The 26,463-nt window shown below is 35.5% G+C and carries 23 protein-coding genes and 1 pseudogene; 8 read left to right on the forward strand and 16 right to left on the reverse strand.

Going from position 1 to position 26,463, the window contains the following annotated elements:
- Positions 1-64: 64 nt before the first annotated feature.
- Together ABE34_RS02625 and ABE34_RS02630 are read right to left on the reverse strand one after the other, a co-directional pair.
- Complete coding sequence (locus ABE34_RS02625; protein WP_197140270.1) at positions 65-1,300, reverse strand: DNA polymerase IV; 1,236 nt, start codon at positions 1,298-1,300, stop codon at positions 65-67.
- A 90-nt stretch (positions 1,301-1,390) separates the two neighbouring features.
- Positions 1,391-2,788, reverse strand: a complete 1,398-nt coding sequence (locus ABE34_RS02630) for a PLP-dependent aminotransferase family protein (protein ID WP_197140271.1) — start codon at positions 2,786-2,788, stop codon at positions 1,391-1,393.
- A 132-nt stretch (positions 2,789-2,920) separates the two neighbouring features.
- Here ABE34_RS02630 and ABE34_RS02635 point away from each other — a divergent pair, with 132 nt between their 5' ends.
- Complete coding sequence (locus ABE34_RS02635; protein WP_197140273.1) at positions 2,921-4,084, forward strand: PLP-dependent aminotransferase family protein; 1,164 nt, start codon at positions 2,921-2,923, stop codon at positions 4,082-4,084.
- 705 nt (positions 4,085-4,789) lie between these two features.
- On the opposite strand, the gene ABE34_RS02640 is transcribed toward ABE34_RS02635, so the two are convergent.
- From ABE34_RS02640 to ABE34_RS25355, 3 genes are all read right to left on the reverse strand, one after another.
- The gene (locus tag ABE34_RS02640) at positions 4,790-5,659 is read right to left on the reverse strand and encodes an AraC family transcriptional regulator (protein WP_197140275.1); all 870 of its coding nucleotides are present in this window, start codon (positions 5,657-5,659) and stop codon (positions 4,790-4,792) included.
- Positions 5,660-5,918: 259 nt separating this feature from the next.
- Complete coding sequence (locus tag ABE34_RS02645; protein WP_197140277.1) at positions 5,919-6,932, reverse strand: hypothetical protein; 1,014 nt, start codon at positions 6,930-6,932, stop codon at positions 5,919-5,921.
- Between the two features lie 419 nt (positions 6,933-7,351).
- On the reverse strand, positions 7,352-7,477 hold the full coding sequence (locus ABE34_RS25355) for a hypothetical protein (protein WP_276569472.1): 126 nt from the start codon (positions 7,475-7,477) through the stop codon (positions 7,352-7,354).
- Between the two features lie 405 nt (positions 7,478-7,882).
- Here ABE34_RS25355 and ABE34_RS02655 point away from each other — a divergent pair, with 405 nt between their 5' ends.
- Entirely contained in the window at positions 7,883-9,049 is a 1,167-nt protein-coding gene (locus ABE34_RS02655) for an IS256 family transposase (protein ID WP_197140281.1), read from the forward strand.
- 602 nt (positions 9,050-9,651) lie between these two features.
- On the opposite strand, the gene bioB is transcribed toward ABE34_RS02655, so the two are convergent.
- The 4 genes from bioB to bioD form a co-directional block, all read right to left on the reverse strand.
- On the reverse strand, positions 9,652-10,647 hold the full coding sequence (gene bioB, locus ABE34_RS02660; RefSeq protein WP_197140283.1) for a biotin synthase BioB: 996 nt from the start codon (positions 10,645-10,647) through the stop codon (positions 9,652-9,654).
- Positions 10,648-10,919: 272 nt separating this feature from the next.
- Positions 10,920-11,492: a biotin transporter BioY gene (locus tag ABE34_RS02665; RefSeq protein WP_197140285.1), complete on the reverse strand. Its 573-nt coding sequence runs from the start codon at positions 11,490-11,492 to the stop codon at positions 10,920-10,922.
- The gene (gene bioA / locus ABE34_RS02670) at positions 11,459-12,862 is read right to left on the reverse strand and encodes an adenosylmethionine--8-amino-7-oxononanoate transaminase (protein ID WP_197140287.1); all 1,404 of its coding nucleotides are present in this window, start codon (positions 12,860-12,862) and stop codon (positions 11,459-11,461) included. The genes ABE34_RS02665 and bioA overlap by 34 nt, the downstream gene beginning before the upstream one ends.
- On the reverse strand, positions 12,843-13,547 hold the full coding sequence (gene bioD / locus ABE34_RS02675) for a dethiobiotin synthase (RefSeq protein WP_197140289.1): 705 nt from the start codon (positions 13,545-13,547) through the stop codon (positions 12,843-12,845). The genes bioA and bioD overlap by 20 nt, the downstream gene beginning before the upstream one ends.
- A gap of 631 nt (positions 13,548-14,178) precedes the next feature.
- Here bioD and ABE34_RS02680 point away from each other — a divergent pair.
- Positions 14,179-14,643 (forward strand): hypothetical protein, encoded by a 465-nt coding sequence (locus tag ABE34_RS02680; RefSeq protein ID WP_197140291.1) that lies wholly within the window; start codon positions 14,179-14,181, stop codon positions 14,641-14,643.
- A 114-nt stretch (positions 14,644-14,757) separates the two neighbouring features.
- The gene (locus ABE34_RS02685; protein ID WP_197140293.1) at positions 14,758-15,348 is read left to right on the forward strand and encodes an ATP-binding cassette domain-containing protein; all 591 of its coding nucleotides are present in this window, start codon (positions 14,758-14,760) and stop codon (positions 15,346-15,348) included.
- A 304-nt stretch (positions 15,349-15,652) separates the two neighbouring features.
- Here ABE34_RS02685 and ABE34_RS02690 read toward each other — a convergent pair whose 3' ends face one another.
- The 4 genes from ABE34_RS02690 to ABE34_RS02705 form a co-directional block, all read right to left on the reverse strand.
- Entirely contained in the window at positions 15,653-16,690 is a 1,038-nt protein-coding gene (locus tag ABE34_RS02690; protein WP_197140295.1) for a beta-carotene 15,15'-monooxygenase, read from the reverse strand.
- 1 nt (position 16,691) lies between these two features.
- A complete protein-coding gene (locus ABE34_RS02695; protein ID WP_197140296.1) occupies positions 16,692-17,174 on the reverse strand; it encodes a MarR family winged helix-turn-helix transcriptional regulator in 483 nt (160 codons plus the stop codon).
- A gap of 241 nt (positions 17,175-17,415) precedes the next feature.
- Entirely contained in the window at positions 17,416-17,814 is a 399-nt protein-coding gene (locus tag ABE34_RS02700) for a hypothetical protein (RefSeq protein WP_197140297.1), read from the reverse strand.
- A gap of 102 nt (positions 17,815-17,916) precedes the next feature.
- Positions 17,917-18,810 (reverse strand): helix-turn-helix domain-containing protein, encoded by an 894-nt coding sequence (locus ABE34_RS02705; protein WP_197140298.1) that lies wholly within the window; start codon positions 18,808-18,810, stop codon positions 17,917-17,919.
- Positions 18,811-18,920: 110 nt separating this feature from the next.
- On the opposite strand from ABE34_RS02705, the gene ABE34_RS02710 reads away from it, so the two are divergent.
- Positions 18,921-19,838, forward strand: a complete 918-nt coding sequence (locus ABE34_RS02710; protein ID WP_197140299.1) for an EamA family transporter — start codon at positions 18,921-18,923, stop codon at positions 19,836-19,838.
- Positions 19,839-20,150: 312 nt separating this feature from the next.
- Here the strand turns inward: ABE34_RS02710 and ABE34_RS25760 are convergent.
- Positions 20,151-20,568, reverse strand: a pseudogene (locus ABE34_RS25760) (DUF3888 domain-containing protein).
- Between the two features lie 253 nt (positions 20,569-20,821).
- Between ABE34_RS25760 and ABE34_RS02720 the strand changes: the two are divergent.
- On the forward strand, positions 20,822-21,055 hold the full coding sequence (locus tag ABE34_RS02720; protein ID WP_197140300.1) for a hypothetical protein: 234 nt from the start codon (positions 20,822-20,824) through the stop codon (positions 21,053-21,055).
- A 305-nt stretch (positions 21,056-21,360) separates the two neighbouring features.
- Here the strand turns inward: ABE34_RS02720 and ABE34_RS02725 are convergent, their stop codons facing one another.
- Both ABE34_RS02725 and ABE34_RS02730 read right to left on the reverse strand, forming a co-directional pair.
- Positions 21,361-22,923 carry a glycoside hydrolase family 10 protein gene (locus ABE34_RS02725; protein WP_197140301.1) on the reverse strand — a complete coding sequence of 521 codons (1,563 nt, stop codon included), beginning with the start codon at positions 22,921-22,923 and terminating at the stop codon, positions 21,361-21,363.
- A 763-nt stretch (positions 22,924-23,686) separates the two neighbouring features.
- A complete protein-coding gene (locus tag ABE34_RS02730; RefSeq protein WP_197140303.1) occupies positions 23,687-24,319 on the reverse strand; it encodes a LysE family transporter in 633 nt (210 codons plus the stop codon).
- A 383-nt stretch (positions 24,320-24,702) separates the two neighbouring features.
- Between ABE34_RS02730 and ABE34_RS02735 the strand changes: the two genes are divergently transcribed.
- Both ABE34_RS02735 and ABE34_RS02740 read left to right on the forward strand, forming a co-directional pair.
- The gene (locus tag ABE34_RS02735; RefSeq protein WP_346655512.1) at positions 24,703-25,044 is read left to right on the forward strand and encodes a hypothetical protein; all 342 of its coding nucleotides are present in this window, start codon (positions 24,703-24,705) and stop codon (positions 25,042-25,044) included.
- 341 nt (positions 25,045-25,385) lie between these two features.
- On the forward strand, positions 25,386-26,463 hold a 1,078-nt coding region (locus tag ABE34_RS02740; protein ID WP_197140306.1), incomplete at its 3' end, for an IS110 family transposase.

Genomic DNA, 26,463 nt, shown 5'->3' on the forward strand with positions numbered 1-26,463 from the left:
ATTTCGAAAAAAGGTTGATCGAAATGACGGTTTTCTGTTTGATTTTAAAGTTTGATTATTTATTCTACTTATGTTCGTCCCAAAAGTCCTTACTAAAACTCGTATTTGCTTGATATTTCCCAGCTGGTTTGGCAATATCTGAACCTCGCAAAATGGTTCCTTTTCCAAACTTTTGCTCGATTTGATCAACCAGTTTAATGATGGGTTCATCTTTTACATGCTCTTCAAAATTAAATAACGTTAGCTGTTGTGTCGTTTCTTTAATATCACTGACATTCGATACAGTAACACCCAATAATCGTACTGGTTCCTCGTCCCAATGCTTATTAAAGAGATACCAGGCATGCTCAACAATATCTTCTTTCGAATGAATTGCGTTATTGATAGACTTACTTCGTGTACATGTTTCCCAATCAGCTGAACGAATCATGATACTTACAGTAACTCCAGCAAGTTTCTTGGCCTTTAATCTTTCTGCTACTTTTTCAGACAGGGTAGCGATTACTTTATATAGTTCATCCCTATCTGTTGTATCACGGGAAAGTGTTGTTGAATTCCCCACACTTTTCGTATCATATATTGCTTCTGGATCAACTGGTCTGTCATCTTCGCCATTTGCCTTTTGCTTCATGCGCAGACCATTAATGCCAAAGTTTTGCTTTAATATATATTCATCAGCTACAGCAAGTTCTCCAATTGTTTTGATACCTAATTTACCTAATTTCTCCGCTGTACTCTTACCTACTCCATGCATCTCAATGACATTCAACGGCCACAATACTGCGGGAACATCGCGCTTTCGGAGTATTGTAATACCCATTGGTTTTTTCATATCACTTGCCATTTTCGCTAAAAATTTATTCGGTGCAATGCCGATTGAACAAGGGAGTTGCAGTTCGTTCCAGATTCTATCTTGCATATTTTGTACGTGCTGCAATACATGTTGGCCTTCGACTATAGGAAGTTGCAAATATCCTTCATCGATTGAAACTGGTTGGAGAATGTCGCTATACTCTTTTAACAAATTAAAAAATGACTTAGACGCTGCTCTATATCGTTCAAAATTAGGAGGTAGTACAATTAACTCCGGGCACTTTCGACGCGCCTCTCCGACATTCATAGTTGTATAAACACCACTTGCTCTTGCTTCATAGCTACAAGTAATAATAATACCTCTACGCTCTTTTGGATTACCTGCGATTGCCACAGGTTTCCCTTTTAATGCGGCATCGTAAATTTGTTCAACAGAGGCATAGAAGCAATTAAGGTCAATATGTAAAATGATTCTTCCTTTATTCATATTTATCTCCTCATTTACTTTGGCTTACCCTGTATGCGCTATCGTATCGCCACTTTTCTTTACATAACTTTATTATAAACCTTCCTTCGTTTAATCAACAAATGTATAATCACCATCACTTTCAAGTAAATCCTTCAAAATGATCAGAGCTTGTTCAAGTTGATTTTCAGGTGCAGTGATGGCCAAACGAACTGCATTTACTAACTTCGCATTTCCTACAGCAAAACGTTCAGCCGCGTACACTTGCACACCCGCTTTTGCTGCTAGCAATTCAAACTGAATGCTAGTGAATTTTTCGGGAAGTATAAGCCATCTGAAAATACATTCCTCTTCTCCTAAAATGTTATATTCCCCTAAATATTGATCGACAAGGGCATTTTGTTGCTTGGCATACAAACGGTGCTTCTCTAAAATGGTTTGCGCAACGCCATCATGAATCATCCTAGCCGTAAGCTCCACCATCATTAAAGACACTGAAATATTTATGTTATACAATGTTTCCATTATTTTTTTTCGTAGAGCTGGCGGTGTAATGATATAGGATAGTCGTAAGCCCGGTGAGATAGTTTTGGAAACACTGGCAATATAAATGACCTTTTCTGGTGCATAGGAGGCTATTGGTGCAAGTGGTTTCTCTTTAAGAAAACTATAGATTGCATCCTCAATGACGATTATGTCTTTCTGCCTCGCTACTTCTGCTATCATTTTCCTTGTTTCCATCGACATTGTATGAGTAGTTGGATTATGAAAATCTGGAATAACATAAAGACCTTTTATATGCTCATTTTTACAAGCGTATAATAGCCCCTCCCTTGTCATTTCTCCGTTTCTTTGTTGGATTGCTACTAGTTGGATACCAAGCATATTTGCTGCTGTTTTTATACCTGCATAAGTAATGGGATCTGTACCAATTCGATCCCCTGGTTGAAACAATGCCGCTAACGTGCCAACAATGGCATTTTGTCCCCCTGCCCCAAGTAATATTGGTTGATCCGTTTGAAAGTTAACCTTTTCCAATAGCTTCATGGCTGCTTCCGTTTGCCATGCATTTCCTTCTGGTCGTCCGTATTGAAATAATTTACTAAAATTAGGGTCATTCATCATCTTTTTCATATAACGTGTAATATCCCCATTCGCATGATTTTCTGGCAGCACAGAGCCCATTTCAATCATCTGAGAAGAATTACTTGTTGGTAATAAAATTTTATTTGCCGCTGCATCTGATGAAACAAACGTTCCATTTCCGATAGAAGCATAAATAAGCCCCTTTTGCCCACAAAGCTTAAAAGCTCTTGTTATTGTGCTTAAATTTACATCTAAAAAATCAGCTAACTCACGCTGAGGAGGTAGCTTCGTGCCTGGCGATAATTTTCCATCCTTTATATCTTGTTCTAGCTGTTCAGCAATTGCTATATATAACGGAGCCGAACCTTTGCTAATATTCGGCTTCCAACTCATTGGGTATTCTTCGAACGAATTAACTGGCATTTTCTAAGCTAAGCTCCTTCTCTCTCAATTTTGCATACAATATTTAATTGTCTTGCATACAATGATAATATTGTATGCATATGATGACAATGATATAATTTTTAAAAAATCAGAAAAAAAGGACGATAAATTATGGAATTTTCAGAAAAAATATTAAATACCCCGTCTTCATTCATCCGAAACATTTTGAAAGTAACTGAATCAGATGATGTTATTTCTTTTGCAGGGGGTCTTCCAAACCCAATTTCTTTCCCAGTTGAAGCGTTACAGGCATCTGCGAACAAAGCTATTTCGGAAAACGGTAGTCGTCTATTCCAATACTCAGGTACACAAGGTTATGCGCCTTTACGTGAGTACATTGCTGCAAAATATCGACGAGTACACGGACTAGATGTCCATGCTGACGATGTATTTATTACAACAGGATCACAGCAGGCTCTTGAACTAATTGGGAAAGTACTTATTAACAAAGGCGATGGTATCGTCATCGAGGAGCCTGGTTACTTAGGTGCTATTCAAGCCTTCACATTAAGTGAGCCAACCTTCTATGGTGTAACACTCGAAAATGATGGGTTAAACTTAGAAGAATTAGAGAATGCACTACAACAACCAAATGTAAAATTCGTGTATACAGTTCCAAATTTCCAAAATCCAACAGGTCTTACGTATTCTAAAGAAAAACGTCAGCAAATTTTCGAAATCCTATCAAAATATGATGTAGCGTTAATTGAGGATGATCCATATGGAGAGTTACGCTTCCAAGGTGAGCCACTACCATACATTGGTGCTGGTAAATTAGAAAATAGTATTTTGCTAGGTTCTTTCTCTAAAACAGTCACACCAGGAATGCGACTTGGCTTTATCATTACAAAAAATAAAGAATTAATGCAGCATATCGAAACTGCGAAGCAAGCAACTGACTTACACACAAATATTTTCTCTCAATATGTCATTTATGATTATTTAGCAAACAATGACTATACGGAGCACGTTCAGAAAATTATAGCGTTATATAAAAACCAAGCCGATGCTATGCTAAATGCAATGGAGGAGTTTTTCCCAGCACATGTGGACTACACACGACCAGATGGCGGAATGTTCATTTGGGCTACAATGAATAATGGAACTTCATCATTAGACGTCTTCCAAAAAGCGATGGAGCAAAAAGTTGCCTTCGTACCAGGCGATCCATTCTACACATCTAAAACGGGTGTAAATACAATGCGCTTAAATTATACAAATGCAACACCAGAAGTCATCCGCGAAGGTATTAAACGCTTAGGTAGCATTTTATAAAAATTGTTTAAAAATAAACAAAGTTATTAATAAGAGATGGTGTGAAATTTTCATATCATCTTTTCTTATTTCTCATCATAGTAAAAAATGAGGACAGAGCCTATTAAGGCTAATCAAAAAGAAAAATCCACTTGTAATGTAGGTTACATATAAAAGTTGCTAAACTATTCAAAGATAAATTAGCTACTTTTTTATTTTTTCTTCTCTTTTTACAATTACCTAAGAAATCGATATTACACATAGTTAATACGTCGAATCATTATATCAAAAAAGAACATCCCTATAGACAAAATAGATTCATTTGATACATACCTCCTGTGTACCGAAGGCTAATAAAAGAATCTTTTTAAATACATAAAACCAATGCTATATTCATTACATTTCTTTCATTTAAAACCTCAAAAAGGGCTTAGGAACAACTCCTAAGCCTTTCTATTATTGAGTAATACTTGATTTAAAATCAGATTTTTTAACTAGCTAATTTATACAAACTCCATTCTAAAAAATATTAATTAACATGGAGTTTAACCTTTTTTATTTAGTATTAGATAATTTTTGTACTCCTTTATTCACTAAAGCAACCGTTACGGTTCACCGTGACCTTTCTAAATGAGGTTTTATACGTATGACCCTTTTTTCTTTGTGAAGTAATCTGAACACCAGTTCATCTACTCGAATACAACTCTTATACCCTCATTGTTATAACTAACGCTTACTTTTTTTCTTTATTGGTATCCAAACTTCGCAATATACATTTTCATAAGTACCATCATGCTTTATAAAAGAAATTCCAGGTAGGTCGACTATTTCATAACCTGAAGATGGCAACCACTCCGAATAAATTTTCGCGGTCGTTTCTTGAAGGGTAACAGGGAATGGTCCATGATTAGGGAAAATTGCCCATAAACTTTCTTCAATAGAAAGTTGTTCTAAATCAGCTAATTGATTTTCTTTTGTTGTTGCAAAACCAATCATATGAGTTAAGTAACCTTTTTCTTCTAAGTAACCATCATCAAAATCATAAGATACATTCAAAACTTGATGAGGATATAAATCAGCTAATTGATGCATCTCATTTCTTTGTTGTTCAGTAATAGACTGGGCTAGTTCTAAAATTGCATTATTGACACCTTCAAACTGTATTGGTACCCTTTTTGATACTCCAACTATATTAAATTTCTTTTTCTTTTCTATTTTGAATTCCATGGAAATTCCTCCCCTAATATCTATAAAGAATGAAAATTTGGGAAATGATTTTTGAATTTTATTTTTCGTTACTTCCGAAGGTAAGAAGCCACACCATTCACGAAAGGCTCTTGAAAATCCCTCGATTGATTGATAGCCATATTTATAGGCAACATCTGTAACCTTCGCACCGTTTATCAATTCAACATTCGCTACCGATAATCTCCTGTTTTTGATATACTCATTCAATGACATTCCTGCCATATAAGAAAACATCCTTTTAAAATGATAATCAGATAGACCAACTATTTCTGATATTTCTTTTCCTGATATTTCTTCCGTTAAATTTTTTTCGATGTAATCCATTAATTGATTGAATTCTTGTAACATTTCATTTCCCTCCTTAACAATTACATCATATTGTATCCATTGATTTTTTACTCGATATTTTTTATACGGATTATATCGGATAAAGATCAAAAACAGCCTAGAAATATTCTAAGCTGCTTTCGTGTTCATTCAACATATATTATCCCTTAAATAAATCCTTCTCTTCACCTTTAAATAAGACTGTTTCCTCAAAGATTGTTACTTCTGATTTTGTATCTTCTTCAACTAAAGCACTCCGTTCGTTGTAGAAGAAATGATCCTAATTCACATATAAATGCAAAATATTTTCCTGTTTTTCATACCTTCCCTTTATTACTCCGATACCATCAATTTTAAGCGAATCGACATTTTCAATGGGATTATTCTTTAATATCAGATGTAATTTAATTATTTTTTGAAGTCCATCCTTACAATAGGCGATAACAGGTTGTTGTACAAGATAGTCTTCATTGTTAATTCTTACTTTTATAAAGTTCTTATGTAAAAACCTATTTTCTAATGAGACGATATTCATCGGGTCAAAAGATTTAGCTGTTATTTCACCTTCAATAAATAGATGAATTCCTTTTTGTTGTTCAAAATTTTTAAATGTATTTTTTCTATTTTGTATAGCAAAATTAATTACTTCTTCTGTTTCAGAGCTTATTCCTACGTTACTTATTATTATAAAATCATCCGAAAGCTGTTTAAATATATCGTATAATGTTTCCTCTTTACCCCAAAAACTTTCTTTCCAACCTGGTAAAAGCTCATCTAGTAACAAACACATAAACAAGCCTGAACTATAACAACTCTTTCGTAAATCAGAAGTAGATTCATATTTGTCCTTAAGGTGTAGTCCATATTTTTTTAGAACTGAATTGTAAGCTATTGGGGCTTTTTCTGAGTAAGCCTTTAGTTCAACATACCACGCAGGTCCCTCAATTGTTTCAATTAAGTTTTCGTATAATAAATTATTATTAAACTTAGTAGTTCTTTTTTCTCTTAGGGCAATGAAAGTATTAAGATAAAGTTTCTTTTTAATAATATTATTTTCTAACACAGCACTATAAAGGTTGGTTCTTTCCTGATTTCGTAATTCCACATTTTCTTTCGATATCGGATATGTGATTCCCAGAATTTCATTTGCAAACCGTGTTTCGCCTTTAACATATTGAAAACCGTGGAATAATTCGTGTACGAGAATAGAATATAAACTTTCATAATCCTCATACAATTCGACATTTACAATTGCTGTTGGATAATCATTATAAAGAATAAGTGTACACCCCATAAATTGTTCATCCCAATTTAAAATTTGATAATTATTTTGTTATTTTTTTTCATTCTAGGATGGTTGAAAAGATAAACATAACTCTTATCATATAATGCGTAAGCAACCGATTCAAAACCTGACCAATAATTATCCAAATTTGCATTTACTAAGTCTTGGGAAATTCTATTAAGATATTTATTCATTCTTTTTATCCTCCATATAATAATCCATTCTATTTAAATTCTCTTTGGGATGATAAATATCCTTTTTCAAAAGAAGGCTTATGCAACTATCCTGAGCAGTTCGGGCGTTTAATATCGTGATGGCTCTTTTAGTAGTATACAGCGCGATTTCAATTCTCCTTCATTAAAAGAATAAAAAGCAACCCTCTTCGTGCGCTATAGCGTCGAAAAGGGTTGCTTCGTTCAATTCTGCAATTATTTTGTATACGTTAAAACGGCATGTTTCTTAAATTTCTCTAAAGCCCGTGTTGCCTCATCTTTGTTTGCATACTCAAAAATTCGAACGTCCTTTTTATCAAATACTGTAATAACCCACATCATAAAAGCTCCCTTCCAATTCGTTTTTGTAATATAACAACCACCGAAGACCGTGATGCTTTTTCCAACTGTTTTATAACAATTATAACAATTCCTTACTTGATTCTTATTTTACGCCGATTTTTTATAAAATGTAAGCCTTATGTGAAGCCTTTCACAAACTGTTCAATTTCAAAACGCTTTCATTGAACAATTTGTGAAAACCTGATTTTTCAAGGCATAAAAACAGTTCTTTTCGTTTTATTATCCGTCACTTTTTTTCATTTATATGCCAATCGTAGGGTTTCGACGATGCTGAGCACTTGGGATTAAGTCCATATAATTGTGTAAAAAGAAAAGGGGTCATTTTCTTTCCTCTTGGTTACAATGTTTTCAACCACGAAAATAAAGTAAAGAGAGGAATATAAAATGACCCAATTACAGTTTAACCTAGACATGGATCTTTTAAAAGATTCGATTATCAATTCTAATATTGACGCAGTTATTAAATCGGCAATAGTTTTGGTTTTAAACGAGTTTATGGAAAAAGAAAGAGACGACTATTTGCAAGTAGACACCTATGAACGTTCTACTAATCGCCGTGATTACCGTAACGGCTATTATGAACGTGAATTAACGATGAGTATCGGTAAAATTAAGCTCACTGTTCCTAGAACTCGTAATGGCGAGTTTTCACCAACAATTTTTGAAAAGTATGCTCGTTGTGATCAAGCTCTCGTTTTATCTATGCTAGAAATGGTGATAAATGGCGTTTCAACACGTAAAGTCACTCATATTGTTGAACAACTTTGTGGAGAAAGCATCTCTAAATCCTTTGTATCTTCACTTACACAAAAGCTGGATCCAATTGTAAATGCTTGGGCGAAGCGTCCATTAAATACAACTTATATTCCTTTTCTTTTTGTAGATGCGATGTATATAAAAGTTCGTGAACATCAATGTATTGTCTCAAAGGCTGTTTATATTGCCACAGCTATTACGGATAAAAATAAACGTGAAATACTCGGTTTAAGTGTGGACCACGCAGAAAGTTATGAGAGTTGGAGTCGATTTTTCCAAAGCCTCAAATCTCGTGGGCTTCAATCACCTAAGCTTGTGATTTCAGATGCTCATCAAGGTCTTCAAAAAGCTATACAGCGCGATTTTATCGGGACATCTTGGCAAAGATGCAACGTACATTTCAAACGAAATATCATTGAAAAGCTTCCTAAAAAAGACTCAGCTGAAATCCGCATGATGATAAAACGTGTTTTTGAAGCCATCACAATTGAAGATATTCGAAAGTTTAAAGATGAGTTATTTGATCAATTCGGAAACAATTCTAAATATACGAAAGCTCTTGCCATCTTTGATGAAGGATTCGAAGATACTATACAATACATGAACTATCCAGAAAAAATACGATGTCATATTCGTAGTACCAATTCTCTTGAACGTTTAAATCAAGAAGTTCGTAGAAGAGAAAGAGTAATTCGTATCTTCCCTAATACACAATCTGCTTTTCGATTAGTAGGTGCGGTTCTAATGCAATATCAAGAAACTATATACGCAAAGAAAAAAGGGCTTACAACTTAACAATTCTTAAAGTATTTTTAGCGTAACTTCCATTCCGTAGGGTGCCACATTCAGAAACGGCTATCAAAGTGAAAAGAGCCTTTGACAGCCATTTCTGAATGTGGGCATCTAAATACACGGAAGTTACGGCCCAAAAAAATGTAGGAAGGCTAAATAAGTAAATCCAATTCATTTTACCAATCAGATATTTAGCTAGATCAGGGTTGAAAAACTTTGTATAGAATTTTACACAATATTAAGGACTTGACTGCACTTGGTCATGCTACCTGAGCAGTTTTTCTTGGTAACCCGAGCACTTTACCTTTCTACCTGAGCATTTTCTCGTTGAACCCGAGCACTTTACCCTCCTACCTGAGCGTTTTCCCGTTGAACCCGAGCACTTTACCCTCCACAGAAAAACAGAAAAAGCCATATGTACGCCTTTTCCACGACGCACATACGGCTTTCCAAATTCGATGATAATTAAGTAGTAGTAGTAGATTTTATTTCATAAAGTGAATCTTTAATTCAGTGGGGTTTCTTATCCCGCACTGATTTTAGTCTTCACCAATCGGGCTTTTACGGGCAGTTCATTACTCCCGTTAATCGTGGATAAGTTTTACTTAGCAGAATGCTGCTTCTTGCTTCGCTGATAATTCAATTTCAAAGCCTAAATCCTCAAGCATACGATAATCACTGTTTGCTTCTTGTCCTTCAGTTGTTAAGTAATCCCCAACAAATATACTGTTTGCTGCATATAAGCCTAGTGGCTGAAGTGACCCAAGATTGATTTCTCGTCCACCAGAAATGCGAATTTCCTTTGTTGGGTTCATATAACGGAACAACGCTAACACTTTTAAGCAATAACGTGGATTTAATTCTTTAGTCCCTTCTAGTTTCGTGCCATCAATCGCATTTAAGAAGTTGACCGGAATCGAATCCGCGTCTAATTGATGAAGTGCACGCGCTATATTCACGACATCCTCTTTTGTTTCCTTCATACCAATAATGGCCCCTGAGCAAGGTGAGATTCCATGCTTTTTCGCAATTTCAACCGTATTCACACGATCTTCATACGTATGGGACGTAGTAATATAAGAGTGATGTCGTTCAGATGTATTTAAGTTATGGTTGTAACGATCCACCCCCGCTTCTTTTAATTGCTGCGCTTGTTCTTCTTTTAGTAAGCCAAGACAAGCACAAACTTTTAAGCCATACTTCTCTTTAATTTCTGTAACCGCTTCACTAACTACATTGACATCTTTTCGAGTCGGTCCACGACCACTTGCCACGATGCAATAAGTACCGATTTTATTGTCAAATGCTCGTTTAGCACCCGCTAAAATTTCCTCTTTCGTAATGAATGGATATTTTTCAATCGGTGCTGTAGATTTAGATGACTGAGAACAATAGCCACAATCCTCTGGGCAATAACCACTCTTAGCATTCATAATCATATTTAATTTTACTTTTTTCCCATAGTAGTGCTTACGAATAGCAAAGGCACCGTCCATCACCTTTAATAGCTCATCATCTTCACTATGTAAAATGGCAAGAGCCTCCTCATTACTAAGGATTTTCCCTGCAATAACTTCCTCTGCTAACTGTAACCAATTCATCTAGACATTCTCCCTCTCTATTTGATAATTTATCAATTATGCCTCGGCATAATTGCGTCTGGAATCGACTTTTTGTATGCACAAAGAACTCCTTTCCGATTCCGTGACATCCGCCGGAGGCTATAGGCCAACACGATGTTGGTCACTCAGGCATTTTCAGGATGTGAAGCTCTTAGCCTGAGTTCCTCTTTTTCAGCTAATCTGTGATCAACAGCTAGAAAACAATTTAAATCTGCATTCTTCTCACATCTGTATTGGCTGGATACTTTACTTCAGCTGAAAGAAGTTATTGTTCTTGCTGAATGAAAAACTTTGTAAAGACGCTCGGCCAAAATTGCAGAAGCTATCGCTAAGCAAAAATCAGCCACAATGCTGTTTAAAAACCCAACTACGAAAATGTGTGACCAGCTCGTTTTCACGTGTAACCAGAAATTCAAAGCTACATATAAATACGGAACCGCCACCCCATAAATAATAATTAGTCCGACAATATTTGCACCGATAAAATGTTTTTTCGTTGGCGTATCCACTCTTTCAATCATGAAACCAATAATTAAGGCGGCTAGTGCAAAGCCAATCAGGAAGCCAAATGTCGGTTGCAATACATAGGTGATCCCCCCACCTTGTGTAAAAACTGGCAAACCAACTAAACCAACCCCTATGTAGACGAGCTGACTTTGTAATCCATTTCGACTACCGAGCAAACTACCTGCTAAAAAAACAAAAACAATTTGTAATGTAAAGGGCACTACTGGTAGCGGTATTTTAATAAATGCCCCGATTGCGGTTAAAGCGGCAAACATCGCAATCATCACAAGTGACAGTGTTGATTGTCGTTTGAACAACTCACTCCCTCCCGCTCCTCAAAAAATTGCATGATCGTCTCTTTTGTTGTATCAATCATAAAATCCATTTCATCATCAGATATAATGTATGGAGGCATGAAATATAATATATTGCCAAGAGGACGAATAAGTAAGCCTTTTGCTAATGCACGTTTAGATAGTTGATAACCGATACGTTCCTCACTTGGAAGTGGCTCTTTTGTTTCACGATTGGCAACTAATTCAATAGCGCCAACTAGTCCAACCTGCCGATATTCACCAACAAACGGCAACTTTTCAAATGCCTGCTTAGCTAGCCTTCGCATCCGTTCACCTTTGTGTTTTATCATGTCGATTACTTGCTCTTCTTCAAACATGGTCAAAACTTCAAGGGCTACACGACAAGCAAGTGTATTACCGGAATAGCTATGGGAGTGTAAAAAAGCTTTCATTGTACCGTAATCATCATAAAAAGCGTTGTATACATCATCATTCGTTAAAACTGCGGATAGTGGCAAATAACCACCCGTTATACCTTTTGATAGGCACATAAAATCTGGAACAATACCCGCTTGCTCACAAGCAAACAATGTACCTGTACGTCCGAAACCTACTGCTATTTCATCTGCGATAAAATGAACATCGTATTTTGTACAAAGCTCTCGTAAGCGCTTCAAATAAATCGGAGGATACATTTTCATACCAGCAGCTGCTTGAATGAGCGGCTCAATAATAATAGCTGTAATTTCTTCATGATGCTGACGAAGCTCGTCTTCAACAAATTGTATACATTGGGCTTGACAGCTTCCTGGATTCTCTTGAAAAGGACATCGGAAGCAATCTGGTCCTTGCGCACGTACAGTATCCAACAACAGTGGCTGATACACTTCATTATATAGCCCTACCCCACCAACAGATAAGGCACCAAGTGTTTCACCATGATAAGCATCCGTTAAAGCTAAAAAACGTTTTTTCATAGTTTTTCCCGTCTGCATATGATATTGAAAACTCATTTTGAGTGCTACTTCTATCGCCGACGAGCCGTTGTCTGCAAAAAATACTTTATTTAAACCGTCTGGCGTTAAGGCAACTAATTTTTCTGCCACCTTAATGGCAGGTTCATGTGAAAAATTCGCAAAGATCGTATGCTCCAATGTAAATGCTTGATCGCTTAATGCTTGACTTATCCGTGGATTCGCATGTCCAAATAAATTTACCCACCAGGAAGATACGGCATCTAAATAGCGATTATTATGTTCATCGTACAGCCATACACCTTGTCCTTTTTTAATAACAATAGGCGGATATTGCTCATAGTCCTTCATTTGTGAGCAAGGATGCCAAACATGCTGTAAATCTCTCTTCTGCAATTCAGTTAAAGATTGTTTCATATTTGACCAACCTTTCAAACAAAGATGTGTGTGAAATAGAGAAGTCAACAATCTGTGAAATATCCCGTAGCTTTGGAATCGTCGCATATGGCAAATCATGACGTTGTAAAATCATTTTTACATTATCTTGTTCCATCTGACTGCCTGTATCTCCATTAAATACAAGACCAAGAACATCAATATTACGAGCACGTAATGCCTCAAGAGTAAGCAATGTATGGTTAATTGTTCCAAGTGTTGTTCGTGTGACAAGAACGACTGGAAGCTTACTTCGAACGATGACATCAAGCAGTGTATGTTCTCCATATGTATCTATCGGAACAAAAAGTCCCCCTACTCCCTCACAAATCACGACATCGTATGCTTGCTGTAACAACTGAATTTGCTGTAATAAATACTCCACATTAATTTGCTGACCCTCCAGCTGTGCAGCAAAATGTGGTGATGCAGCTTCCTTAAACGAATAACCATTTAAATTTTCTTGCTTTAGGCTTTGTAATGAATACTTTTCATACATTGCTGTATCGTAGTAATAGCAATACCCATTCTCACAAACTTCGCCAGTTTGCACAGGCTTATAAGGCGTGACTTGTAGATCATGCTTTTGTAATTGACGCATTAGCAATGTAGTGACAATCGTTTTACCGACGTCTGTATCTGTCCCTACAACCCAAAAATGTTGCATCGTTAACCTACCCCCTCTTTTTAAGTTAACTGTTTATATTTTTTAAGTTAACACATTTATTTTTATTTTGTAAATGCTATTTCTCAAAAACAGTCTATTTCTTTACGAAAAATAGGGAATTTTGCGATAACTCAACAACTTTTTTCCTTCAATAGAAAACACTAGATTCAAAAACACTAGATTCTAACCTAGGTAAAAACTAGTGCGAATGAATATATATTTTTGTAGATGGTCAATTAATCATTTTGTCTGTTTTTATGAATTAGAAGGCGCATCATCATACGTGGAATTACTTTCTGTTTCGAGCGCTTTTTAGAGGAGTCCGAAAAGTCACTTTTGGAAACACATGTTTTCTGTGCGAAAGCGAAGCGGCAGCCACAACAAAATGTTGGTCACTAAGCCTTTCACAGGACGTGAATTAGCTTCGTTCCCCTACTCACTTGCACTCCATGCACCATCTGAGAGAATGCAAATTTCTATTCATTTTTCCAACAATTCGAGCTTGTATTATAGTTAGATTTCTAATAATCTTTGGGGTATTTTTTTTGCTTCATGACTTTTCCGAATATTATCAAAAATTTAAAGGATTTTACTCTTTGTTCGTAGTATTAAACTAAACGGGGGTGGCTGTATGTTTGGTATTTTTAAAGAGTCAGAGAAGATTATAGATACTTTTGAGCATGTTAGTTTTATTTTAAAATCCCTGCTCACATACGAGCTAAAAGACTTACCTATTCGCTATGAATTTTGGTATCGAGTAGCTATTCGTCAGGAAGAATTGCGCACATTAAATACCGAGCATCGAGCAAAGATCTCGATGACTACAGCAGTAGGACGCTTTCATCAAAGACAATACGAGGGAACGAAACAAAAGTTAGCAAAGCTTGAACGTCTTGCAGATACGTATAAATCGTTTTGTATTGAGGAAGAACGGGAGGCATTAAATCATCAACTTCTTTTTCATAAAGAAGCAATTTCCGAGCTATATGAGCATGTCCAAAATAAAGACCTATATATGTATTGTGATGCAGTACAGCAACAATTTTGGGCTGCAGTGAGTGAAGACGTATTAAATGCAATTGCCCACCTAGATTAAGTAGGTGAGCAATTGTAAGAGTCAATTATCTTCTAATATTTTATTTCCCCAAAAAGAGCTAAAACTCGAAACATTTTCCTCTTCCATTCGTAAATAAACAAAGAGAGGAAGTGAATGACAATAGATATTAACATACATAAAGGTGGCTATGTAGAAGACGAAGCCATTATTTCAAACATTCAATTTCAAGTAAATAGCGGTGAACTCGTTGAATTAATCGGTTCCAATGGGGCAGGTAAAAGTACAACATTGCAAGCAATGATGGGTGTACTACCAGTAGTGGATGGTCAAGTAACAATAGAAACTTACGGCTACGTACCTGAAAGACCAATTTTGTATGAGTATTTTACATTGTGGGAGCATATAGATTTTTATTTACGTGTAGCTGGTAAGGAGAATTCTTTAACAAATCGTGCGAATGAATTACTGAAAATTTTTCAACTGGACCATAAGCTACACGATTATCCAACAACGTTTTCCAAAGGTATGCAGCAAAAAGTAATGCTTATATTAGCATTTCTTGATAAGCATTCTACCTATATTTTAGATGAACCATTTATGGGCCTAGATCCGCAGGCAATGCGTAAGCTTCTAATGATTTTAGAAGAATTAAAAGCGCAAGGTGCCGCCATTTTAATGAGTACACATGCACTCTTTGTCGATCTGCCGTTATTGTGTATCCTTGTTATTTGTCTTGTAATTTAAGGCTCAAAACGTGAGGTTGATTTCCGTTCCGACTGGGCGCTTTCTAGGGGCGTCCGATGAGCCGCTTCACTCGTGATGCTCGCTCTAGGGTCTCAGGCCAACATGATGTTGGTCACGAAGGCGTTATCACAGGACGTGATGGTTTTAGCCTTCGTTCCTCTATTGCTGATCCCCAAGGAGCGCCCAGTCTCCACTACAATGAACTTTTATATAAATGGTATGTATTTTAACAAATATCATCCTCTATTTTTTGATTGTCCAAATGAAACAGGTGCTAGCTTAGTTTGCTAACACCTGTTGTTTATTATCCATTATATTCCATTCCTTGTAGAAGCATTTTTCTAAATTCCTGTGCTTGGTCAGCTTTAATGGCTACTTTGTTATAACGTTTTTTAATCCCCAGCATCAAAGTCACTTCCACAGGCTCCTTCATTTTTAATATAAACTGTGGATATACCGCTTCAAAATCACGTGCTATAAAATCAATTGTATCTTTGGCTAATTTTTGTTCCAACTGTTCCTTATCCTCAATAAGCTCTTCAATCTGATCAAAGCGAATTTCTGCTCGTTTCATCAATCCTAATGACAAATACAGTTTATCAGATGTTACATGAACAGGATTTAAACGAATGGCTTGCATTTCCGCTACAAAAAATAGAACAGAGTATACATTTAAAATAAGCAATAGAATAGATAGAACAAGGGATTTCTCATGGAGCCACCAATGGATCCCTATTGTTTCAATGGCGATTCCATGGATTAGCATAATGATAAAGGCAATATAGCTCGAATTTTTATGCAAGGTTAACCCAGGTCGCTCTTTTCTCTTCCAGCTTGCAAAAGCGTAGTAAAACACTAAAAAATCTGTGCAAAGAAATTGGATAATAGGATGCTTCGGTGCATGTTTTTCAACTGCTTTTGGAAATGAAAACAAATCTGGTAAAGTAGTTGATCGTACATCCGCTAAAATCCTTGGCATATAACGAACAAGCGTTGCAATGATTAAAATTTCTAATAGAATAATCGTACCTTCAATCGCAAACCCAGCCCAAGTTACTGCAACAAATGGCTGTAGATGTTCTATTGGAATAATAAAACGGGCTGCAATACAACCAGATGCTGCTAATAGTACCGCTTGTTTTATAGAAAACTTTCGTTTATAAAGCAGAAATAAAGCAGGTATAATAAGGACAAAATCAATTAATGAGCCCATAACAACGCCCTTTGTTTCAGGTGGTAAAATGGATGCGCCGAGCCCAGTGTTATAAAGCGTAAAATTACTGGCAAGTACGACTAACAAAAATGCTAGCCATATATTTTGCTTTTTCTTTAATGCAATCATGTTAAATCTCTCCCTTATCATTTATTTCATGTATAATTCCTTCCTTTAATACAATTTGGTTTAACTTCTGAACAATCTCTTTTAATTGCACGATCTCATTTAACTCAAGTTTTGAATAATATCTCGAGATAATAAATCGTTTTATTTCTTCCTCCCTTTCAAAATACTTAATGCCTGACGTATCAAGACTCACAAATATTTCACGTCTATTTTCCGGATTAATGCTCCGAGATACATAGTGCTGTTCCTCAAGTTTACTAACTAGCTGTCCGACCGCACTAGAAGTTATATTCATATAACTCGCAATTTGTCCAATCGTCACTACCCTATTTTTGTTAATAAAATCCAATAAAATTATTTGTTTAGGAGAAAGTTCATCACTGATTAGATTTTGATGTAGCTTTATGAAATGACCATCCATCGAATAAATAGCTTTATTTATTTCCTCCACAAGCTTATAGATAAGTTCTTCATCCTTTGCCATAACTCATTCATTCCTTTAAGTAAAGTTAATAGTAAAGGTATCTTTACTATTAACTTTACTTTATTTTATATGGTTATTATTGTCAATATGTTCAGCGATAAAGTGCAGGAACTAACCCTTTAATTTTCAAAAACTTTTCACATGTCTTAACAAAGCCAGTGGTAAATGCTTATTTCAACTATCGAGACATTAGAATGGGAAAATAAAAGACCCCTGATTAAGAGGTCTAGTTTTAACATCCTTATTTTTCTTCGATATCTAATTGTTTGTAATAATTCTCTACGATTGGATAAATATCCGGCTTTGAGTCGTAATAGATATCGTCTATTTCACTAAGCGTAAATATAATTTCTTTTTCGCCATCAAAAAGAGCAATACCATATCGCCAGCCTGTTCGTTCTTCTTGATTATCTAGTGGCGTAAATTCTATATCTTTAATCAAATTTAGCAATTCACCAATTTGTTCTTGCTTTGTAATCGTTTTAGAATAACCAGTTGAACCATCTTGAATGATTGCTTTATCTACAGTTTCAATTTTTGCATCCTTATAAAATTTTTCTAATGTTTGCGTTTTTGCATTAGTACACGCAGAAAGTAAAAAAAGAATGACGAATAAAATCCGGAACATCGATTTTTTCATTGAGCCACCTCCAAGTTTATTCTATTCACTATAATTAAATTACAAAATAAGTAGACATCCCTATTTCATTAGATAAACACGAGTATTCGATTCTGTTCCACTTCAATACTTTCCTTTATCAAAAAATTGTTTACGATATACATATGGGGAGTATCCTGTATATGTTTTAAATTTTTCAATATAGTAACTTACTGTACTGAAGCCTGTAGTTGTAGCAATTGTAGTGATGGATTGCTCACTATCTCGTAATAGCTCCATAGTTTTACGAAGACGATAGTGTAGTAAATATGTGAATGGTGTCATGCCGACCATTTTTTTGAAAAAGCGACTACATTCTGCACGACTTAAAAAAACATGACCAGCTAAACTTTCTAAAGATATCTTTTCCTGATAATGAGTATGTAAATAATCAAGCATATCCTTCGCTCGTTCATGCTGGACAATAAATGCTGGATCCAGTATTTCTTCTGTTAGCATTGATTGTGCCAAAACAGTTTCCCAAATGACTAATAGCTCTCTCCATACCTTTAGCTCATAAAAAACGGCTTGTTCTTGTAGTAATTTAGCCACGATGTCTACTTTTTGCGCCAATTGGCCAGAAAGCTTGACATAAGGCAGTCTATTGTTCGTTATATAAGGTAGTACATATTTAGTGGCAAAAATGCTGTCCTTATGTCCACCTAATAGCAACGGGTCCACGTTAATACACAAAATTGTAGCCTGTTCTACTTGAAAAGGCTTTGCTTCATGTAAGCCTGATGCATTGACAAATAGTCCCTCCCCCGCCTCAAGTACAAAAACATCTGCTCCTACACGATATTCCACACGGCCACTTTTCACATAGACAAATTGAATTTCTTTATGCCAATGTAACGGTAAAAAATCTAAACGATCTAATCGCAAAAGCGTCTCATACAGTGCAACTGGAAATTCTTTCGTCCCATGTAACGTAAGTTCTTGTAAATCCTTTGCAATTTTAATATGTGTTAACACCACTACTTAGCTCACCTCAATATATTGATATTATTAACCCTTTAAATCGATATTTTTTACGCCAAACATTTTTTATAATTTCTTTATATTGATAGTTTAGGAGATGTTTTAAGTTGAATCAATCAGCTCAGAAAAATCGTACGCTTGGTTTTATACTTGTCATTCTAGGAGCAAGTTTTTGGGGTATTGGTGGTACCGTCGCTCAAAAGCTTTTTCAGCAGGAAAATATAGAGGTTGGCTGGCTCGTTTCCAGTCGTCTCCTTTTAGCTGGCCTATTGCTCATTACTGCCTATAAACTTACACATCGCAAAGAGTCTATTTTCATGATGTGGCGGACAAAGCAAAATGCCTTTAGACAAATTTTATTTAGTTTATTAGGAATGCTGGCGGTTCAATATACTTATATGATGTCGATTGCTATAGGTAACTCAGCTGTTGCGACTTTATTGCAATATTTAGCACCACTTTTTATTATGGCCTATTATTTAATAACGAAGCACAGTCAATTGACAAGGCAGGATGGAATCGCTGTAACTTTTACACTTGTTGGTACTTTTTTATTACTAACAAATGGCTCGTTGTCTACACTTTCTGTACCAGCGATGGCCGTGTTTTGGGGGATTTTATCTGGTCTTTCGGCTGCTTTTTATACGTTATATGCAGTCCCACTTTTACAGCAATTTCATTCATTGTTAGTCGTAGGCTGGTCAATGTTTATTGGCGGGATTGTAATGAGCCTCTTCCATCAGCCATGGCAAATTGACGTGTCAAACTGGGCATTGTCGACTATCGTTTACTTTTTATTTATCGTTATTTTCGGGACAATGCTAGCATTTTGGTTTTATATTGCTAGTTTGAATTATTTATCGCCTAAAGAGACGAGTTTACTTGGTAGTCTGGAGCCCCTAACAGCTGTTATAACGAGTGTGCTTTGGCTTAAAATTACCTTTGGAGGTTTTCAATTTATTGGGACAATCCTTATTCTCTGCATGATTTTATATCTTACAGTTTTTCAAAGAAAGCAATCATAGTAAGGTTTAATAAATCCCATACTAAAATTTACATATGCTGAACTTTTCATTAGCAGAGGAAATTTTAGCTTGCATCCATGCATATACAAAGTTCACTGACCATGAACTTAGGAACAATAAAAAGTGCGATCATTAGGTTATCTTAGGGTGACAACCTTCAAACGTATGTAAATAAATAGATCAAACATATTTTATATTTAAAATATATTTGGCCTATTTTTTATGATTCTGTTCGTAACGATTGTTGTTTTATCTTGTCTTATTCAACTAACGGTGCAGGTTAGTTGAACAAAGTCAGTATAAATTACGTAATTATTCTGGTGGATATTTATATGTTTTTAAGTGCGTGTGATTTATTAATTTAACCTCTGGTCCAAAAGAAACTTCATACGTCATTCGGTCCTTCCCTACTGGAATCCCCTGTCCACCATCAGTAGGTTCAATTTCAAATGTAATTTGCAAAATAAAACCACGGAAACTATTTACTCTTCTAGTTTCAATAACTTCAATTTTCCATGGTGTGACATGAGGTGAAAAATCCTTTAAAATCTTAGGATAAATAATAGCTATTTAAATCTTTTTCTATATAAGGAGTAAGCATTAACATAAGCATATCCTGTAATCTAAGCTGGTTAGAGTCTTGCGTTGGTTCAGATGATGAAACGGTTGTTGTTTGAAAAGATATAATTAGAACAAAGGAGAGTGTAAAAACGAGTAATATCCTTTTCATTTTCCTGAATACACCTCTTTACGGTCTTTAATTAATTGTATTATCACCTTTATTGAATAAAGTATATATTTATTGAATTAACTGGGGCTTTACTTTAAGATGGGATTCCACAGAGATCCCATCTTTTTCTTCTTCAACTAATGGTGCAGGCTAGTTGAAGAAGAAGGTGTATTTGTAATAATGTTGAAGTAGTAGAGAATATCGTTTATCTCAGGTTTAATAACAGGTCTATCTAGTTGATAAGGGGGGCAATATGAGGAACAAAATGATTATGTTGATTCCTGTGCTATTCTTAATGACACTTGTCGGTTTTAACAATATTAATGAGAAGGAAAATCGAGAGGTAAGTCCTTCTTTTTCATTACCTGTTACTTTTGGTGACGGGACAAAGGGTGAGTATTTGTTGATTGGTGAAGAAGGGAAAGTTGGTCTTTTGGTCGGATCGGGTAAAACAGGTGCGGCAGTAGAAAGAAAAGTTTATTGCTAATAAAGCAAATAAATATATGTGGTTTTTCTGGGGAGAGAAAGATAGTATTAGTGGTGATTTTAAATTGACAAAGAAGAGAAAGTGTTGCTTTAAACTAAAGTTTGATCAAAAATTCAAATTCTTCACAAGCCAGCATTTTACGATAAATAAAAAGAATCCATTTTGAAAAAAGATTGATCAAAATGGATTCTATCCCTCAAATTTAAGATTGGTTTTTATAAAAAAGATCGATTATTTTCTACCAATAGGCTTTGGATCTACAGGTTTTTCTGGTTGCTCTGCCCCTTCAGGTGTTGGCTCTATTGCTACTGGTAAGGATTTCCGTCTTTTAGAACAAAAGCAGTTTTACTTTCCACACCTGTAGCAGATATAGACTTTATACCATATGTGTATACTTTACTATTATTTGCAATAGTATCTACATAAACAGTATTACCTTGTGTGTTATAAACCACGTCAACTATATTTTTAACGTCTTCATATGATCCTTCTTTTGTTCCATCAAATCGGTATATTACATATTTCCTAGGTTGAGTACTATTTTCATCTGTAATAGTAAGCTTCATGCCTAAAGACTCTTTACTCAATTTAACATCAGTTGGACATAAAGGTATTGCAGAGCCTTTCCAATAAATTGTAGGTGTTAAAGCTTTATAATTGTATAGTTGCTGATTTAGATAAGAAGCATATCCAAGAGCGTTATTGTTAATACTTCTTAGAGAAAAATGCATTTGTCCTTGAGCATTTTTATTTGCTCTGTTGGCGATTACTTGGCTGATAAGTTCCGTCTTATTATTCCATGCAGTATCAGAATCATTTCCAACTTTATGATTGGCCATGCCAATATATAGATTAACAGGATGGACTTTTGCGTACGTTTGAACTTCTCTTCCCCACCAATCTAATAAAACAGAGTAATTTGCTGTTTTATGATTTCTGGACCAATAGATTTGAGGAGCAATATAATCGATACTTCCATCTTTAATCCACTGTCTTGTATCAGCATAAAGATCATCGTAGTTACTCATTCCATTCGTGTTACTACCAGTAGAATCTTGCCCTTTGTTTCGCCAAATTCCAAACGGAGATATTCCATATTGAACATGGGGTTTAATTGCCTTAATGCTTGCATAAACCTTTTTTACTAATTGATTAACATTATTTCTGCGCCAGTCTTCAATATTATTGAATGAGCCACCATACTTTTTAAAAGTTTGTTGATCTTGAAAAGTCTCTCCTTTTATTTTATAAGGATAGAAGTAATCATCCATATGTACAGCGTCGATATCATAGTTGCTTACTAATTCTTCTATGGTTGATAATAAGTAATTTTGAACTTCCGACAAACCAGGATCTAAATAGTATTGTTTACCGTATTTCACTACCCAATTAGGATTTTTACGGGCTACATTATCGGCAGCAAGATTAGACAAAGATTGCGAAGGCATAGTGACCCTATATGGGTTTACCCAAGCATGAAGTTCTAATCCTCGCTTATGTGCTTCGTCCAGCATTATTTGCAATGGATCAAAACCTGGATTGGTCCCTTGTGTATTGCCTGTTATATACGATGACCATGGAGCAAGCTTAGACGGGTACAGCGCATCATTTAATGGCTTAACTTGAAAAATAACTGTATTAAAGTTATCAGCTTTTAATTTGTCTAAGGTACTTTGAACCCATTGAGTATATTGGATTTTACTCATACCTGCCTTCATATCAATATTAGATACTGTTGCAATCCAGGCTGCACGCATTTCATTTTGAGGTAGTGAATTAGCTGTAGCCTTTTGATTTGTAAAAACAGGAATAAGTAAAAGTAAAACAAAAAAAGTTACTAAGCACTTTCCAAAAAAATTTTTATACATAAATAATGAAATCTCTCCTTTTAATTCTCAGCTATTAAAACCTAGCTGTTACTATAACCTACGTAAATACCATTTCAGCCTATTCTATAAAAGTAGGAACTGATTTATCCTTCTAAATTTTGTCGGCAGGACCCCCTATTGGTAATTTCAATTTTCAATTGTTTGCGAAGCTCGTTGGAAAATTTTATTCTGTTTCTTCGCTCACTATATAATACCACAAATCCCCAATTACTCTCCCTTCACCGGTAATTTCCATTTATTTAAATTCTTGACGCCAATTTTATGAGAGCGTTGAATAGCAATCATTTGGTCAATTGTTAAGTTCGTTTGATAAAGTGGACCATACGGTGGAAGGATTGGAAGAAATTCTTCACAAGATAAACATCAGTTTTAACATTAATGTCCAATAAAAAAACCATCTCAAAGGATAACTAAGGAGATGATTTTTATCAAACTTTATTACAAATTATCAATCTATATTAATCTTTTTTACAAAGCTACAGAAAGTAATTTTTCATATAATATGCTAGTTCTGTACTTTCTATTTTGCGTAATTTTTTGTTTTCATCTTCCAACTCTTCAATTCTTTCTACTAATTTCTTAATTCTCCGTCTAAGAGAAGCAATCATAGCGTCTTGATTTGCTTAATCTCGCTTAACTCTTGCATTACTAGAATTCTATGCATTCTCGAATGTCAGGATGATTATATAAGTTCGCTTTCGTTAAGCCAGCTTCTTTTGCTACACTGTTGAAGTTAATAGCCTTAGATATAGCTCTTTATAGCTTGTATAAATTCATAAATAAAATATCCAGCAAATCCAATTAGTAATACGCCCGCTACCATTGTAAGCGACTTAATGACTTTACGACTCATCGCTTTACGAGTAACCGAAATAATGGCCATCAAGCTTATATCATGTAACAATATGCCACTCAGAACACCTGCAGCAATCACTAGAAAGTTCGATGACTCCCCTTGCCCATATGATTTGGCTAGTACAACACCGAAAACGTTTACCCAGAACACTAGATTTCCAGGCGAAATTGCAACTAGTAAACCATTACGATAAGAAGTAAAAAATGATTTTGTCACTTTCTCTCCTGCTAGCGTAATATCATGATCAGCATTTTTGATAGAATCCAGTCCTAAAAGGAATAAAAATCCAGCCCCTATAATCCACATAGGGATTTGAATGATAGGCATTGCTAAAATGGTAGCTAGTCCCATATATAACGCAAAAACCAATACAATATCAATTGTCATACCACCAAGTCCGACAGCCCAACCGTGCATAAACCCATTTTTTAGTCCTTGCTTTGTCATTTCTACTGTAATGGCCCCAACAGGCATGGCAATCGCAAGTCCTACCAACACATACGCTACATATAAACTCAAATAAACACTTCTTTCATGCAATAGAATATGTTTCATACGTCCGTTTACAGTTGTATTATAGCATAAAAATACATAAATAGAACATTATACTAATATTTATTCATTTTCATACTATTATTTTATAAATTATTTGTATGATGGCAATGGGAAACCTATTCCGATTACTATTCATTTTTTTGATGCTTATAAGTAGTTTTTGGTGGAGCTTTATAGTATACCGAGCCCTAAACGTAGACCTAAACTTAGGATGGGGTCTTCAAATATGGTAGAAGTTATAATGGATGAAGGACTAATAAACGATTACAAGTAGACTGGAATTTAAAGAACGATTAGTTTCTATAGGAATTAATACGATAGATTTTCTCATTGAACAAGGTATCCCGGTGACGTATCACAATATTAGTGAGCATTCAAAACAATTTGATAAAAAAGGAAAAGGAATACATCCTAATACAATTAAAAAAAATAATGATTTACATACCTATTATCAAATGCATAGTAGAACATACAAAGTGAAGAATACACGTAAAAAGTCTGTAATGCCCTTTAAATTTGATGAAGCAACATTAAGAAGGATTTCCCCTGAACGTGATGTAAACAATGCTAAAAAAAAGTATATCCAGCTTACAAAAGAAGAATTGGTGAACAGATTGATAGCAGTTGAACAATATGTTGCAGAAAATCAGAAGCGATGGGTTTCTAATCATTTTGAGCAGTTTAAATAGATAATTAATGAAGTAAAAAAATAGCCTTGTTAGATTGCTTTTAACAAGGCTACCTTAACTTTTTTGTTCAACTAAAGCACCCGTTAGCCATCCATGTAGCGCAAAAACCAGCGCTACACCACAGAAGATGAAAATGTACTCAGAACGGGTATTGTATACTACGGCTGGGAGAGGAAGGTCGATAAACTATGGTGCCTTGAGCCCTTCCGTTAGTCTGACTCCAACGACCACGGTGTATCACTGACTGTCGCTCCCTCACGGGAAGCACTCATGGGAGATTCATCCTACTCAGGTTGCTGCACCAGCCTCTAATTTGATTGGCCGTAGAAAGGATGTTTCTAATGGAAGTCATCATTGAACGTGCATGTGGTATGGATATTCATAAGGATTCGATTACCGCATGTATTATGACACCAGAAGGCAAAATGATTCAAAGTTTTTCTACTAAAACGGTTTTTTTATTGCAATTAATCGATTGGATTAAAGAACACGGTTGTACTCACGTAGCTATGGAAAGTACAGGTGTATTTTGGAAGCCTATTGTAAACATACTAGAGGCTGAGAATATCGAATTTTTAGTTGTGAATGCCCAACATATCAAAGCGGTTCCCGGTCGTAAGACTGATGTTAAAGATGCGGAATGGATCGCCAAGTTACTTCGTCATGGATTACTAAAAGCTAGTTTCATTCCAAATCGCACCCAACGTGAATTACGAGAATTAGTTCGGTATCGTCGGAGTATGATTGAAGAACGTGCGAGACAACATAACCGCATTCAAAAGGTACTCGAAGGTGCGAATATTAAACTTGGTTCTGTTGTATCAGATGTGATGGGAGTTTCTTCTCTTGATATGCTTCGTGCCATTGCCGAAGGTGAAAATGATCCAGAAAAGTTGGCTGGTTTCGCTAGACGTTCAATGAAAAAGAAAAAAGCAGAACTTGAACTCGCACTTCGTGGCTATATCCAACCACATCAACGACTAATGATTAAAACCATTCTTACTCATATTGATTTTCTGACTGTACAAATTGAATTGTTAAATCAAGAAGTAGCTTGCCGACTTTCTACACACCAAGAAGATATCGAAAGATTGGATTCTATTCCAGGGATCGCCACTCGAATGGCGGAACAAATCCTAGCTGAAATCGGAACTGATGTAAAACAGCAATTTCCAAGTGCAGCACATCTCTGTTCTTGGGCAGGACTAGTACCTGGACACAATGAAAGTGCAGGAAAAAGGAAATCCTCTACTATGAAAAAAGGCAATAAATACTTGAAATCGGCTCTAATCGAAGCAGCTCATTCGGTCAGAGGATCTAAAACCTATCTAGGCGCATTATATAGACGGACTGCAACTCGAAAGGGTAAAAAACGAGCTGGAATATCCGTTGCTCATGCCATCTTACGTATTGCTTATT

The organism is Lysinibacillus sphaericus (assembly GCF_015844675.1).
In the GTDB taxonomy this organism is placed as follows: Bacteria; Bacillota; Bacilli; order Bacillales_A; family Planococcaceae; genus Lysinibacillus; species Lysinibacillus sphaericus_E.

What these genes read in the sequence shown, in the direction of transcription:
- bioB (WP_197140283.1), bottom strand. Translation starts at nt 10,647, where the DNA reads ATGAATTGGTTACAGTTAGCAGAGGAAGTTATTGCAGGGAAAATCCTT.
- ABE34_RS02625 (WP_197140270.1), bottom strand. Translation starts at nt 1,300, where the DNA reads ATGAATAAAGGAAGAATCATTTTACATATTGACCTTAATTGCTTCTAT.
- bioD (WP_197140289.1), bottom strand. Translation starts at nt 13,547, where the DNA reads ATGCAACATTTTTGGGTTGTAGGGACAGATACAGACGTCGGTAAAACG.
- ABE34_RS25355 (WP_276569472.1), bottom strand. Translation starts at nt 7,477, where the DNA reads ATGATGTGGGTTATTACAGTATTTGATAAAAAGGACGTTCGAATTTTT.
- ABE34_RS02700 (WP_197140297.1), bottom strand. Translation starts at nt 17,814, where the DNA reads ATGAAAAAATCGATGTTCCGGATTTTATTCGTCATTCTTTTTTTACTT.
- ABE34_RS02655 (WP_197140281.1), top strand. Translation starts at nt 7,883, where the DNA reads ATGACCCAATTACAGTTTAACCTAGACATGGATCTTTTAAAAGATTCG.
- ABE34_RS02695 (WP_197140296.1), bottom strand. Translation starts at nt 17,174, where the DNA reads ATGGCAAAGGATGAAGAACTTATCTATAAGCTTGTGGAGGAAATAAAT.
- ABE34_RS02640 (WP_197140275.1), bottom strand. Translation starts at nt 5,659, where the DNA reads ATGTTACAAGAATTCAATCAATTAATGGATTACATCGAAAAAAATTTA.
- ABE34_RS02630 (WP_197140271.1), bottom strand. Translation starts at nt 2,788, where the DNA reads ATGCCAGTTAATTCGTTCGAAGAATACCCAATGAGTTGGAAGCCGAAT.
- ABE34_RS02720 (WP_197140300.1), top strand. Translation starts at nt 20,822, where the DNA reads ATGAGGAACAAAATGATTATGTTGATTCCTGTGCTATTCTTAATGACA.
- ABE34_RS02685 (WP_197140293.1), top strand. Translation starts at nt 14,758, where the DNA reads ATGACAATAGATATTAACATACATAAAGGTGGCTATGTAGAAGACGAA.
- ABE34_RS02635 (WP_197140273.1), top strand. Translation starts at nt 2,921, where the DNA reads ATGGAATTTTCAGAAAAAATATTAAATACCCCGTCTTCATTCATCCGA.
- ABE34_RS02645 (WP_197140277.1), bottom strand. Translation starts at nt 6,932, where the DNA reads ATGGGGTGTACACTTATTCTTTATAATGATTATCCAACAGCAATTGTA.
- ABE34_RS02725 (WP_197140301.1), bottom strand. Translation starts at nt 22,923, where the DNA reads ATGTATAAAAATTTTTTTGGAAAGTGCTTAGTAACTTTTTTTGTTTTA.
- bioA (WP_197140287.1), bottom strand. Translation starts at nt 12,862, where the DNA reads ATGAAACAATCTTTAACTGAATTGCAGAAGAGAGATTTACAGCATGTT.
- ABE34_RS02690 (WP_197140295.1), bottom strand. Translation starts at nt 16,690, where the DNA reads ATGATTGCATTAAAGAAAAAGCAAAATATATGGCTAGCATTTTTGTTA.
- ABE34_RS02680 (WP_197140291.1), top strand. Translation starts at nt 14,179, where the DNA reads ATGTTTGGTATTTTTAAAGAGTCAGAGAAGATTATAGATACTTTTGAG.